Source organism: Pseudonocardia sp. NPDC049154, assembly GCF_040648315.1.
Lineage (GTDB): Bacteria > Actinomycetota > Actinomycetes > Mycobacteriales > Pseudonocardiaceae > Pseudonocardia.
Genome location: NZ_JBEZDN010000009.1, coordinates 45,083 through 57,510, shown reverse-complemented (window position 1 = coordinate 57,510; position 12,428 = coordinate 45,083). Strand labels below are relative to the sequence as shown.

Annotated in this window: 11 protein-coding genes and 1 pseudogene; 6 read left to right on the top strand and 6 right to left on the bottom strand. The window is 70.9% G+C overall.

Annotation, left to right across the window (positions count from 1 at the left end; translation table 11 throughout):
* Positions 1-148 precede the first annotated feature (148 nt).
* From AB0B41_RS07570 to AB0B41_RS07555, 4 genes are read right to left on the bottom strand one after another with little or no spacing between them, the layout of a single operon-like run.
* On the bottom strand, positions 149-1,309 hold the full coding sequence (locus AB0B41_RS07570) for an acyl-CoA dehydrogenase family protein (RefSeq protein ID WP_358200126.1): 1,161 nt from the start codon (positions 1,307-1,309) through the stop codon (positions 149-151).
* A complete protein-coding gene (locus AB0B41_RS07565; RefSeq protein WP_358200124.1) occupies positions 1,302-2,162 on the bottom strand; it encodes an NAD(P)-dependent oxidoreductase in 861 nt (286 codons plus the stop codon). Before AB0B41_RS07565 ends, AB0B41_RS07570 begins: the two co-directional genes overlap by 8 nt.
* Positions 2,159-4,330, bottom strand: coding sequence for a 3-hydroxyacyl-CoA dehydrogenase NAD-binding domain-containing protein (locus AB0B41_RS07560; RefSeq protein ID WP_358200122.1), 2,172 nt, complete (start codon positions 4,328-4,330; stop codon positions 2,159-2,161). The genes AB0B41_RS07565 and AB0B41_RS07560 overlap by 4 nt, the downstream gene beginning before the upstream one ends.
* Before the next feature lie 32 nt (positions 4,331-4,362).
* A complete protein-coding gene (locus tag AB0B41_RS07555; protein WP_358200120.1) occupies positions 4,363-5,589 on the bottom strand; it encodes an acetyl-CoA C-acetyltransferase in 1,227 nt (408 codons plus the stop codon).
* A gap of 126 nt (positions 5,590-5,715) precedes the next feature.
* Here AB0B41_RS07555 and AB0B41_RS07550 point away from each other — a divergent pair, with 126 nt between their 5' ends.
* Positions 5,716-6,891: a TetR family transcriptional regulator gene (locus AB0B41_RS07550; RefSeq protein ID WP_358200118.1), complete on the top strand. Its 1,176-nt coding sequence runs from the start codon at positions 5,716-5,718 to the stop codon at positions 6,889-6,891.
* A gap of 10 nt (positions 6,892-6,901) precedes the next feature.
* Here the strand turns inward: AB0B41_RS07550 and AB0B41_RS07545 are convergent, their stop codons facing one another.
* Together AB0B41_RS07545 and AB0B41_RS07540 are read right to left on the bottom strand one after the other, a co-directional pair.
* Positions 6,902-8,128, bottom strand: coding sequence for an FAD-dependent oxidoreductase (locus AB0B41_RS07545; protein ID WP_358200116.1), 1,227 nt, complete (start codon positions 8,126-8,128; stop codon positions 6,902-6,904).
* Positions 8,129-8,214: 86 nt separating this feature from the next.
* Positions 8,215-8,400 carry a hypothetical protein gene (locus AB0B41_RS07540; protein ID WP_358200114.1) on the bottom strand — a complete coding sequence of 62 codons (186 nt, stop codon included), beginning with the start codon at positions 8,398-8,400 and terminating at the stop codon, positions 8,215-8,217.
* Between the two features lie 206 nt (positions 8,401-8,606).
* On the opposite strand from AB0B41_RS07540, the pseudogene AB0B41_RS07535 reads away from it, so the two are divergent.
* From AB0B41_RS07535 to AB0B41_RS07515, 5 genes and pseudogenes are all read left to right on the top strand, one after another.
* Positions 8,607-8,906: pseudogene (locus AB0B41_RS07535) on the top strand (wax ester/triacylglycerol synthase domain-containing protein); the annotation flags it as partial.
* Positions 8,907-8,968: 62 nt separating this feature from the next.
* A complete protein-coding gene (locus AB0B41_RS07530) occupies positions 8,969-9,676 on the top strand; it encodes a WS/DGAT domain-containing protein (protein ID WP_358200112.1) in 708 nt (235 codons plus the stop codon).
* Between the two features lie 170 nt (positions 9,677-9,846).
* The gene (locus AB0B41_RS07525) at positions 9,847-10,641 is read left to right on the top strand and encodes a coniferyl-alcohol dehydrogenase (RefSeq protein ID WP_358200110.1); all 795 of its coding nucleotides are present in this window, start codon (positions 9,847-9,849) and stop codon (positions 10,639-10,641) included.
* A gap of 259 nt (positions 10,642-10,900) precedes the next feature.
* Entirely contained in the window at positions 10,901-11,665 is a 765-nt protein-coding gene (locus AB0B41_RS07520) for an enoyl-CoA hydratase/isomerase family protein (RefSeq protein WP_358200108.1), read from the top strand.
* A 94-nt stretch (positions 11,666-11,759) separates the two neighbouring features.
* A complete protein-coding gene (locus AB0B41_RS07515; RefSeq protein ID WP_358200106.1) occupies positions 11,760-12,410 on the top strand; it encodes a PaaI family thioesterase in 651 nt (216 codons plus the stop codon).
* The last annotated feature ends 18 nt before the right edge of the window (positions 12,411-12,428 follow it).

Sequence of the window (12,428 nt, the reverse complement as noted above, 5' to 3'; positions counted from 1 at the left end):
GTTCGGCGTGGCCGGGCTCGGGGTGGCGACGCTGCTCCCCGCCGCCATGCACGCCGCCGACGAGCAGCCGGGTCTGCCCACCGGGGCCGGCCTGACGGTCGTCCGCCGCCCATGACGGCCCGCGGACCGTAGCGGCGACTTGGGCTCCTCAGAGTCCCAGGTCGCGGCCGATGATCTCCTTCATGATCTCGGTCGTGCCGCCGTAGATCGTCTGGATCCGCGCGTCGGCGAAGGAGCGGGAGATCGGGTACTCGCGCATGTAGCCGTACCCGCCGTGCAGCTGCAGACAACGGTCCGCCACGCGGACCTGTAGCTCCGTCGTCCACCACTTCGCCTTGGCCGCTTGAACCGCGGTGAGCTCGCCTCGGGAGTGCAGCCCCACGCAGTGGTCGACGAACACCCGGGCGATGTCCACCTCGGTGTGCAGCTCGGCGAGGAGGAAACGGCTGTTCTGGAAGCTGCCGATGGGCCTGCCGAAGGCCTTGCGCTCGGTGACGTACTCCATCGTGCGGGCGAGCATGCCCTCGCATGCGGCCACCGCTGTCGTCGCGAGCGACAGACGCTCCTGCGGGAGGTTGCGCATCAGCTGGAAGAAGCCCTGGCCTTCCTCCCCCAGTCGGTGCGCGGCGGGCACCCGGACGTCGGTGAAGTGCAGCTCGCTGGTGTCCTGGCCGTGCAGGCCGAGTTTGTCCAGGTTGCGCCCGCGCTCGAAACCAGGGGAGTCGGTCTCGACCACCAGCAGCGTCAGGCCGCGGTGCCGGTCCTCCGAGGTGCGTGTCGCGACGACCACGAGGTCCGCGTTCTGCCCGTTCGAGATGAACGTCTTGGAGCCGTTCACCACGTAGTCCGCGTCGTCGCCCGACCCATCGCGCACGGCACGCGTGGCGATGCCGGAGAGGTCACTCCCGGTGCCGGGCTCGGTCATCGCGATGGCGCCGATCAGCTCCCCGGAGGTCATCCCCGGCAGCCACCGCTTCTTCTGCTCCTCGTTGGTCAGATCGAGCATGTACGGGCCGACGACGTCGTTCTGCAGGGCGAGGCCGAGTCCGGCCGACGCGTAGCCCGCGCGACCGAACTCCTCGTTGAGGACGGCGTTGAACCGCCAGTCGTCGATGCCCGCGCCGCCGTACTCCTCGGCGGTCGAGAACATCAACATCCCGCTCTCGCCCGCCTTGCGGAACATCGAACGGTCGACGAGCTTGGCCGCCTCCCACTCGTCGTTGTGCGGGGTGACCTCGGCCTGGATGAAGGACTGGACGGTCTCGCGGAACAGCTCGTGGTCGGGTTCGTACACGGCGCGGTCAGTCATGCTCACCGCCGGGCAGGAACAGGTCGATCTTCAACGCGTCGTCGGAGGCCGCGGCACCGTAGCGGTAGCCGGCGAAGTCGGCGACACCTGCCTCCCGCAGCACGTCCTCGTCGAGGTAGGTCTGGCCGGTGACCTCACCCGGCTTGCGGGCGAGGATGGCATGAGCGGCATCGGCCATGATCTCGGGGCGTCGGGAGACGGCCATCGCCGCGTCACCGCCCACGATGTTCTGCACCGCGGCGGTCGCGATCGTCGTGCGGGGCCAGAGGCAGTTCGCGCTGAGCGGGACCGGATGCTCCTGGTGTGCCAGCCCGACCGTGAGCATGGTCATCGCGTACTTGCTGACGGTGTACGGCGCGTGCCTGCCGAACCACACCGGATCCAGGTTCAGCGGCGGCGACAGGGTCAGGACCTGGGCGTGCTCGGAGCGGTGCAGGTGCGGCAGCGCCGCGCTGGACAGCGCGAACGTCCCGCGGGCGTTGATGTCCAACATCAGGTCGTAACGCTTCATCGGCAGCTTGCCGAGCGGGGCCAGCGCGATGGCAGAGGCGTTGTTGACCACGATGTCGAGCCCGCCGAAGGTGTCGACGGTCCTCTGGACCGCGCCGGCGACGGACTCCTCGTCCCGGACGTCGCCGACGATGGCGAGGCCCTGGCCGCCCGCGGCCTGGATCTCCTCGACGGCGGTGTGCACCGTGCCGGGCAGTCGGGGGTCGGGGGTGTCCGTCTTGGCCAGGATCGCGATGTTCGCGCCGTCCTGTGCGGCCCGCACGGCGATGGCCAGGCCGATCCCGCGGCTCCCGCCGGACATCAGAATCGTCCGGCCTGCCAGCGGCTTGTCGGTGGCGCTCATGCGTAGGTCTCCCCTCGGTCTGCCTTCTCCACGAGCGACAGCGGCGGGTCGAAACGCTCGCCGTAACGCTCGGCGAGCTGCCGCGCGCGGGCGACGAACCCGGGCAGGCCGCCCTCGTACTGGTTGATGTACTGCAGGACCCCGCCCGTCCAGGCCGGGAACCCGATGCCCAGGATCGAGCCGACGTTGGCGTCGGCGACCGACCGGAGCACCCCCTCGTCGAGACAGCGGACGGTGTCCAGCGCCTCGGCGAAGAGCATGCGCTCCTGCATGTCGACGAACGGCACCTCGCTGGTCGGCCCGAAGTGCTCGACGAGCCCCGGCCACAGACCCGCCTTGCGGCCGTCGGCGTACTCGTAGAAGCCCGCGCCGCTCGAGCGGCCCCCGCGACCGAAGTCGTCGATCATCGCATCGATGACGGCGTGCGCCGGGTGCGCGGGCTTCTCGATGCCCACCGCCCGGTAGCCTTCGATGGTCTCCTGACGGATCTTGCGGCACAGGGTGAGGGTGAGCTCGTCGACCAGGGCGAGAGCGCCGACCGGGTAGCCCGCCTGGGTGGCCGCCTGCTCCACCGACGCCGGGTGCGCGCCCTCACCGACCATCGACACAGCCTCGTTGACGAACTCCAGGATGACCCGGCTGGTGAAGAAGCCCCGGCTGTCGTTCACGACGATCGGCGTCTTCGCGATCTGCCGGGCGACGTCGACGGCCTTCGCGAGCGTGGCGTCGCTGGTCTTCTCCCCGACGACGATCTCCAAGAGGGCCATCTTGTCGACCGGCGAGAAGAAGTGGAGCCCGACGAAGTTCTCCGGCGCGGGCAGCCCCTCGGCCAGCCCGGTGATCGGCAGCGTCGAGGTGTTGGAGGCGATCAGCGCGTCGGGCGCGAGGTGCGGCAGCACCTCGGCCAGCACCCGCTTCTTGAGCTCGGGGTCCTCGAACACGGCCTCGATGACGAGGTCGGCGCCCGCGGCGTCGGCGACATCGGCGCTCGGGTGGATCCGGGCGAGCAGGGCGTCGCGCTTCTCGGGCGTGCTGCGGCCCTTCGCGACGGCCTTGTCCAGGATCGCGGCACTGTAGGCCTTGCCCTTCTCGGCGGCCTCGATCGACACGTCCTTGAGGACGACCTCGAGGCCCGCCTTGGCGCTGACGTAGGCGATCCCCGCGCCCATCATCCCGGCGCCGAGCACGACCAGCTTGCGGGCGGTGTGCGGCGGGTAGCCCTCCGGCCTGCTCGCGCCACGGTTGATCGCCTGCATGTCGAAGAACATCGACTTGATGATGTTCGCCGACACCTGACCGCAGATCAGGTCCGCGCAGTAGCGAGACTCGATGATCAGGGCGTTGTCGAGGTCCACCTGAGCGCCCTCGACCGCCGCGGCGAGCAGCGCCTGTGGGGCGGGCGAGGGGGCACCGCGGGACTGCTTGCGCAGGACGGCGGGCAGGCTCGGCAGGACTGCGGCGAGCTTCGGCGACGACGGGTCACCGCCCGGGATCCGGAACCCCTTCACGTCCCAGGGCTGGGTGGGCGACGGGTTGGTCGCGATCCATCGTCGGGCGGCGGCGAGCAGCTCGTCAGTGCTCGTGACGACCTCGTCGACCAGTCCCTTCTCCGCCGCCTCGGCGGGTCGGAACTTCTTCCCGGTCAGCAGGACGTCTTGCAGGGCGGGGATCAGTCCGAGCATGCGGACCGTCCGGGTGGTGCCACCCCCGCCGGGCAGCAGGCCCAGCGTGACCTCGGGAAGACCCACGGACACCCCCGGACCGTCGAGTGCCACGCGGTGATGGCAGGCGAGCGCGATCTCGTAGCCGCCGCCGAGCGCCGCCCCCGCGATCGCGGCGACCACCGGCTTGCCGAAGGTCTCCAGGCGGCGCAGCTCGGACTTGACGCTGTCGAGCATCGCGCGGACGTCGTCGAGCTGTTCGGCTGTCGCACGCATCATCATGCCCAGGTCGCCACCCGCGAAGAAGGTCTTCTTCGCCGAGGTGACGATCACGCCGGAGATCGCCTCGCGTTCGGCGTAGAGGTGGTCCACCACGGCGGGCAGCTCGCGGCGGAACCGCTCGTTCATTGTGTTGGCGGACTGGTCTGGGTCGTCCATCGTCAAGGTGACGACGCCGTCCCCGTCGAGGTCCCAGCCGAACATCGGGTGCTCATGGGCGGTGCTCATGATCGGTGAACTCCTGTCTCCGCTGGTCCGGTTCAGATGCGCTCGATGAGCGTGGCCACGCCCATGCCGCCGCCGATGCAGAGCGTCACGACCGCCCGACGCTGCTGGCGGCGCTCGAGCTCGTCGAGCATGGTCCCGACGAGCATCGCCCCGGTGGCGCCGAGCGGGTGCCCCATGGCGATCGCGCCGCCGTTGACGTTGACCTTCTCCGCGGGCAGCTCGAGTTCCTTCGCGTACTTGAGCGCGACCGCGGCGAACGCCTCGTTGATCTCGAACAGGTCGATGTCGTCCACGGTAAGGCCCGCGGTGGCCAGGAGCTTGCGAGTGGCCGGGATCGGCCCGGTGAGCATGATCGTCGAGTCCGCGCCCGAGGTCGCGGTGGCCACGACGCGTCCGCGCGGGGTCAGCCCGAGCTCGGCGCCCGCCTGCTCCGTGCCGATCAGCACGAGCGCCGCCCCGTCGACGATGCCCGACGAGTTCCCGGCGTGGTGGACGTGGTCGATCCGCTCGATCCAGTGGTAGCGCTGCAACGCCACAGCGTCGAAGCCACCCTGCTTGCCCATGGTCGCGAACGACGGCTTGAGACTTCCGAGGGACTCCAGTGTGGAGTCGGGTCGCATCAGCTCGTCGCGGTCGAGCACGATGGATCCGTTCAGGTCTCGCACCGGGACGATCGACTTCTCGAAGTAGCCACCCGACCACGCTGCAGCAGCCCGCTGCTGGCTTTGCAGCGCATACGAGTCGACCGTCTCCCGGTCGAAGCCCTCGATCGTGGCGATGAGGTCCGCGCTCACGCCCTGCGGGATGAACGACGTCGAGAGGTTGGTGGCGGGGTCGTTCATCCAGGCGCCGCCATCGCTGCCGAGCGGCAGCCGTGACATGGACTCGACGCCGCCGGCGAGAACCATCTGGTCCCAGCCCGAGCGCACCTTCTGAGCAGCCGTGTTGACAGCCTCCAAGCCTGATCCGCAGAACCGGTTGATCTGCAGGCCGGAGACCGTGTCGGGCAGGCCCGCGGCCAGCGCGGCCGTCCGGGGCAGCACTGAGCCCTGGTCCCCGACCGGGGACACGATGCCCAGCACGATGTCGTCGATGATCGCCGGATCCAGTTCGGGATGACGGGCCCGGAGCTCGTCGATGAGCCCCACGACGAGCGAGACCGGCTTGATGGTGTGCAGGGAGCCCGAGCTCTTACCGCGACCACGCGGGGTGCGGATCGCGTCGTAGATCAGCGCTTCCGAGGCAGGTGCGGACATCATTGCTCCGTCCAGGCGGGTACGCGGTGCGAGGCACCGCAAGACGGGGGATACGGTAATCTAGGGAACGTTCACTAGGCAAGTTCGGACACGCCGTCCCGGGAGTGCCGCCGCTCCCACGACCCTTCCGTGGAGGCCCGTGTGACTCAGGCCCGCATCTCGACCAGGCGACGGTCCCCAGAGCGGCGAGTCGAGCTCGCAGCAGCAGCAGCCGAGCTCTTCTTCCGGCGGGGCTACCACCGGGTGTCGGTGGCGGACGTGGCCGCCGCCGTCGGGGTCACGGCGCCCGCGGTATACCGGCACCACGCGGGCAAGCAGGCTCTGCTCGCCGCCGCGGTACACAGTGGGCTCGATGTCGCCGAGGCCGCGCTCGAGGAGGGCGGCGACCTCGACCGGGTACTGGAGAACCTCGCAGGTGCCGCGTTGGAGCGCCGGGACGTGTGGGTGTTGCTCTCACGCGAGCTCCGCTTCCTCGCACCAGAGTCCCGCGACGAGGTCCAGCGGCGGGTCGACGGAGTGGCCCACGTCCTCGACGAGGCGGTGGTGGCCGAGCGGCCGGCCGCACCGGCTGGCGACCGTCGCCTGCTGGTGACGGCCGCGCTCGCGGTCCTCTCCGCCCCGTCGCTGTGGCAAGCGCAGCTGCCCCGGGCCGAGTACCGCCGCGAGCTCGCGCGGGTCGCGGCCGCCGTGTGTCGGGCCGAGCTGTCCCAACAGGTCCCAGAGGCGCCAGCGCGGCCCGCGCGGCGCCGGGCCCGACACCGCGGCGAGGAGCTTCTGGAGGTCGCCATCGAGCTGTTCCACGAGCGCAGCTACGACGCGGTGAGCCTCGACGACATCGGCGCGGTCGTGGGCATCGCCGGTCCGAGCATCTACCACCATTTCCCGACGAAGGCGGACATCCTCGTCGCGGCGTTCAGCCGCGCCACGGAGTCGCTCTCGCGGAGTGGGAGCGCGCCGGCCCCGGTCGACGCCCGGTCCGTCCTGGCGGAACGGGTCGCCGACTACACCGCGCTCGGCATCGACCAGCGCGCGCTGTTCGGTGTGTACGTCTCGGAGGCCATCCACCTGCCGCCCGAGGCGGGCAGGCGGATCAACGCCGCCCTGCGCGCGGACTTCGAGGACTGGGTGTCGGCCCTGCGGGCGTGCACCCCGGCGCTGGACGCGGACCAGTGCACATTGCGGGTCGGCGCTGCCCGGTCCATCGTGAACGACCTGGTGCGCCTGGGCCGGTTCCACGCCCGCCCGGCCATCTCCGCGGAGATCAGGCAGCTCGCCCTCGTCGCGATGTCGTCGCCGGCCGGGTGAGGCCGCCCGGTCAGCGCGCGGCGCGGGCGCGGGCGAACTCGAGCGCCTCGGTCCAGGTGGCCCGCTTCGCGATCTGCTTGCGGTACTTCATGATCTCGGCCTGCCGGTTCAAGGTGAGCGCACCGGTCAACCGGTCACCGGTTCGGTAGAGGGCCACGAACGAACCCTCCTCCGGCCCGCCGGAGACGACCTCGACCTCGTCGCTGCCGGGGATCCCCACGAACTGGATGCGGCTGTCGTACCAGTCCGACCAGAAGTAGGGCACGGTCTGGTACGGCTTGGCGGCGGTCGGGTCGAGGGCGTTGCGGGCGGCGCTCGCGCCCTGCTCCGCGGCGCTCGTCCAGTGCTCGATCCGCATCGCGGCGTCGAAGAGCGGGTTGTGCCAACGAGCTACGTCACCCGCGGCGTACACGCGTCCCACGCCCGTCCACAGGGTCTCGTCGCACACGATGCCGTTGTCGAGCGGCAGCCCCGCTGAGGCCAGCCAGTCGGTCTCGGGGAAGGCCCCGATCCCGACGACGACCAGGTCGGCGAGCAGGACCGTGCCGTCGGCGAGGCGCACGCCCCTCACCCGGCCGTCGGCCTCCTCGAGCCCGTCCACGGCGACTCCGCACCGCACCTCGGTGCCATGCGCGCGGTGCAGGTCAGTCAGCGCCTCTCCCATGGCGGTGCCGATGGCCCGGACCAGCGGGGTCGGCATCGCCTCGACGACGGTCGCGGACAGGCCGCGTTTCCGCGCGGCCGACGCCACCTCGGACCCGATGAAGCCCGCCCCGATCACCACGGTGCGGGCGCCGCCGTCGAGCGCGGCACGCACAGCGAGCGCGTCGTCGAGGGTGCGCAGCGTGTGGACGCCCGCGAGGTGGTCGGCGCCCGGCAGCGTCCGCGCCCGCGCGCCGGTGCAGAGCACGGCGGCGTCGAAGGGCACCTCGCGGTCGCCCACCGCCAGGGCGCCGCGGTCGGCGTCCAGCGCGGTGGCGGGCTCGCCGAGCAGGAGCTCGACCTCGAGCTCCGCGAGGCTCTCCTGCTCGCGGTAGGTCACCGACGGCGCGTCGGCGGCGTCGAGGCACGCCTTCGACAGCGGGGGCCGGTCGTACGGGAGGTGCTCCTCGGCCCCCACCAGCGTCAGCCGCCCGTCGAAGCCCGCCCTGCGCGCGGCCTCGACCGCGCGGAGCCCCGCCAGGGAGGCTCCGACCACCACCATGTCGCGCACCGGTCCGGTTCGCTCGTCCGTCATGCTCTCCCTCGCTCCGTCGCGTCCGACCCTCGGCCCTCGAAGTTAACCACGGCTAGCCTGACCGCGGTCGCCGCCAGTGCCCGTCCTCACCCGCGTACGGTCAGCCCGCCCTGCGGGGCTGGGCGCGACCCGCCCCTGGCGAGGATCGCGCCGGAGACCGCCACCGGATCGTTGATCATCGAGATGTGGCCGACCCCGCGCAGCGCCACGAGTTCCGCGCCGGGCAGCGTCGGCGCGACCATCGTGTGGTGGCACTCCAGGAGGGGCAGCATCGGCTGACAGGCCCGCCAGGACATCCCCAGCCCGTGCAACAGCACCTGTGTGGAGCCGGACTCCGGAATGGACGTTGAAGGCCACGACGACCCCCTTCGTGACCGACTGGTAATGCACAGGACCGTAACGTCGATCCACCGTTCGCGTCCCCTGATGGAATCCGACCGAACATCGCGTTTCACTGTTCTTCCGCACTAGGCCGAGCATGATTTCCGACCGCCGGGCCGGTCAGAGGGGACCCGACGGGGCACACATCCCGCCGACGGACGCGTTCTACCTGTATGGCGAGTCCGAGAGCTGCTCGAGCTCGCGGCGACCTTCCACGAGGCCCCGCTCCCCCGACCGCCCGATGTGGGAGGCGCGGCTGCTCGAGGGCCTCGCCGACGGCCGGTTCGCGCTGTCCACGTCGTTCCACCACTCGCTGTTCGACGGCGTCACCAGGGGCCGCCAGCTCCTCGGTGGGCTGTCCACGGACCCGGACGACGCTCCTGCAACCCGGCCTGGATCGAGCCGTCGCGGACCTCGACGGGCGGCAGCCGACCGGCTGCCGCCTCCGCCGGTGACCTCGTGCGCGGGGTGGCGGTCAGCACGCTGGCCCTGCTCAGGTCCGCACCCGCGCTGGTCAGGGCGTGTGTATCCGCGGCGGCCGGGCCGCCCGAGTCCCCCTGCCGTTCTCCGCGCCGCCGACCATCCTCACCGTCTGGTCCGGTCCGGTCCGGTCCGGTCCGGTCGGGGCGGCGCGGAGGTCCGCGGGAGACGGCTGGGACCGCAAGCGGCTCCGCGAGGTCGCCCGTTGCTCCGGCACGACGTCGAACGACGTGGCCATGGCGATGTGCGGCGAAGCCCTCCGGCGCTACCTCGCCGAACAGTCCTCCCTCCCCGACGACCCGCTCGTCGCCATGGTGTCGGTCGCGTTCGACCCGTACCGGAAGGACGAGGGGGGGGCGAGGCAATGCGTGGACGGTTGTGCTCTGCAACCTGGCCACCGACGTCGAGGACCCGCTCGAGCGCCTGCAGCGGGTGCACCGCTCGATGCGGTCGAACAAGCAGCTGCTGAGCGGCCTCGACCGCACCACCGCCACCACGCTGGGCGCCCCGACGATGGCCGGCGCCGCATTCGCCTGTTTCCCGTGCTCCCTCAGCCGCCGCGCCCCGCCTTCAACCCCGATCATCTCGAACGTGGCTCACCCTCTACCTCGACGGCTGCCGCCTCACCCACAACAACCCGTCCACCTCGACGCCGGGCCCGCGGCGCTCGAGAAGGAGACGACCTGAGCGCGCGGACCGCGGCGCGGCGCTGGCTTGACCATGTGACATAGATCAGTCTATGTTGCGGACGACCATTCGAGTCCTTCCGTTCGGCGCCGAACCGCGATGACGTCCTGACACCCGGGCAACGCTGCCGACGGCGAACAACCGCGTTCTCCACGCGGGAAAGGATGTCCATGGACGTACAGGGACTGCGCTGCCTCGTCACCGGCACCGCGTCGGGAATCGGCGATGCGGTGGTCCGCAGGCTGACCGCCGGCGGCGCCGAGGTGGTGAGCCTCGACCGCAACAAGCCGACCGCGGATGTCGCCCAGCACGTCGAGGTGGACCTCGCCGACCCGGCGAGCATCGACGCCGCGCTGGCGCAGATCGACGGCGAGTTCGACGTGCTGGCGAACGTCGCGGGCATCCCGGGCACGCTGCCCGGCGAGCTCGTCTTCAAGGTCAACTTCCTCGGCATGCGACACCTGGTCGAGTCGATCTTCACCCGACTCCGGACCGGCGGCTCGATCGTGATCGTGTCCTCCACCGCGGGCTTCCAGTGGCCGGAGCGCGTGGACCTGCTCAAGGACCTCCTCGGAGCCGAGACGTTCGAGGACGGCGTGAAGTGGTTCGCCGAGCACGCTCCGTCGGGCAACGCCTACAACTTCTCCAAGGAGGCCGCCACTTTCTACACCCTCGCCATGGGTGGAGCGGTGCGCGACATCAACGAACTCCGGATCAACGCCGTGCTTCCCGGGCCGGTGGAGACGCCGATCCTGGCCGACTTCGAGCAGTCGATGGGCAAGGACACCCTCGACGGCGTCAAGGCCTTCCTGGGCAGGCACGCCACCGTCGACGACATCGCTCCGGCCATCGTGTTCCTCGCGTCGCGGGACTCCCGGTGGATCAACGGCACCTCGATCATCGCGGACGGCGGTATCTCGGGCGCCCTACTGACGGGGCTTGTCCCGCCCCCGGACGACTTCTGAGCAGGCACATCAGTCGAAGGGGCCCCAGAACGCCGGGGCGTCGCGGTGGCCGGACCCGCGGCGCCCCGGGTCTGTGACCTCGCCCACCGGCGCCCGGGAATGCGGCGAACCGCCGTCCAGGCGGCTTGCGGCGCAACCTAGTAGACATTAACTTACAGAGCCGGAACCAGGCTTTCCGACGCATCCGGTAGCCGACTCATGCGGCACCAGCGGATCCGCCTGACGACGACCGACCTGACGACGACGAAGAGGTATCACCGTGACCGAAGACGGAGCTGTCCGGGCGAGTGTCGCCGACGGCGTCGGCACCATCACCTTCGACCGGCCCAAGCGGCGCAACGCGCTGAGCCTGGAGCTGTTCGGGGCGATGGCCGACCAGCTCGACGCCTGGCGGAACGACGACGAGGTCGCCGCAGTCATCCTCACCGGCGGCGACGACGTCTTCTCCGCCGGGCTGGACCTCGACCTCCAGTCCGGGTTCACCCAGGAGAGCCGCAAGGTCTACTCCGAGACGTGCCTGCGGGTCTACGGCACGCTGCTGGACTACCCGAAGCCCACGATCGCGGCCTGCGCGGGCCCCACCCTCGGCGGCGGCTGCGACATCGCGGTGTTCTGCGACATCCGGATCGGTGCCGAGAACGGGATCTTCGGGTTCCCGCAGATCAAGTTCGGTCTCACCCCGTACTTCTCCCCGCTGTGGAAGATCGTCGGACTCAGCCAGGCCAAGCTGCTGACCTTCTCCGGCGACCGCATCGACGCGCACGAGGCGCTCCGCATCGGTCTCATCGACCGGCTCGTCCCGACCGGCGAGGTCGTCGCCGCCGCCACGCAGCTCGCTCAGTCCATCGCGGGGACCACGACCAAGTCCGCGATGTTCAATAAGGAGATGGCGCTGCGCGCGCCCGCCATGGACCCGATCAGCGCGCTGTCGTTCGAGACCAGCATGTACCGCGAGATCATCTGGCACCCGGACATCGTCGACCGGATCGGCGAGGCGTTCGGGAAGATCCACAAAGGCGGCTAAGCCCCCTCGCACCACCCCCGGGGCGCACGTCCGCGGCGAGACAGCGCCGGCTCGCCATGCACGTGCGCCCCGCACCTCCCCGAAGGGACGAATCGTGACCTCCGAGATCGCGGCGCGCGTCGAGTCCGCACCCCTCGTCCGGACGAACGAGACGAGGTGCGGGCCCCGCACCCGGGCCGGGACCCCGGTGCCGCCGGGCTACCTCGGTCTGCTCGACGAGGTGCGCACGCTCCTCGACCTGCTCGGTGGCGCCGTGCCGAGCGCGCCGCTGGTGCACGAGGCCACCACGCGGATCGCGGCCCTCAACGGCGCCCTCGCCGAGTGCCAGGTCGAGGAGGAGGCCCAGCTCTCCGGCCGGCTGGTCGAGGCGCGCGGCCGCGGTCAGCTCCTCATCCCGCCGCTTGTGGTCGACACCGTCGACGACACGTCCGCGACCGGGCGCGTCGTGTTCGGACGTCACCACCTCGGGAACGGCGGGGCCGTGCACGGCGGCGCCGTCCCGCTGCTCTTCGACGAGCTACTGGGCAGGCTCGCCCTCGTCGGTGGCCGGCCGCGCTCGCGCACGGCGTTCCTGAACGTCGACTACCGCTCCGTCACGCCGATCGACCGCGAGCTGCGGGTGGCGGCCAGGGTGGATCGGGTCGAGGGCCGGAAGCACTTCCTCTCCGGGACGGTCCACGACGGTGAGCGGCTGTGCGCCGAGGCCACCGCCCTGTTCGTGGCGCTGCGCCCCGGCCAGCCCTGAGCCACCCTGACCGCACCG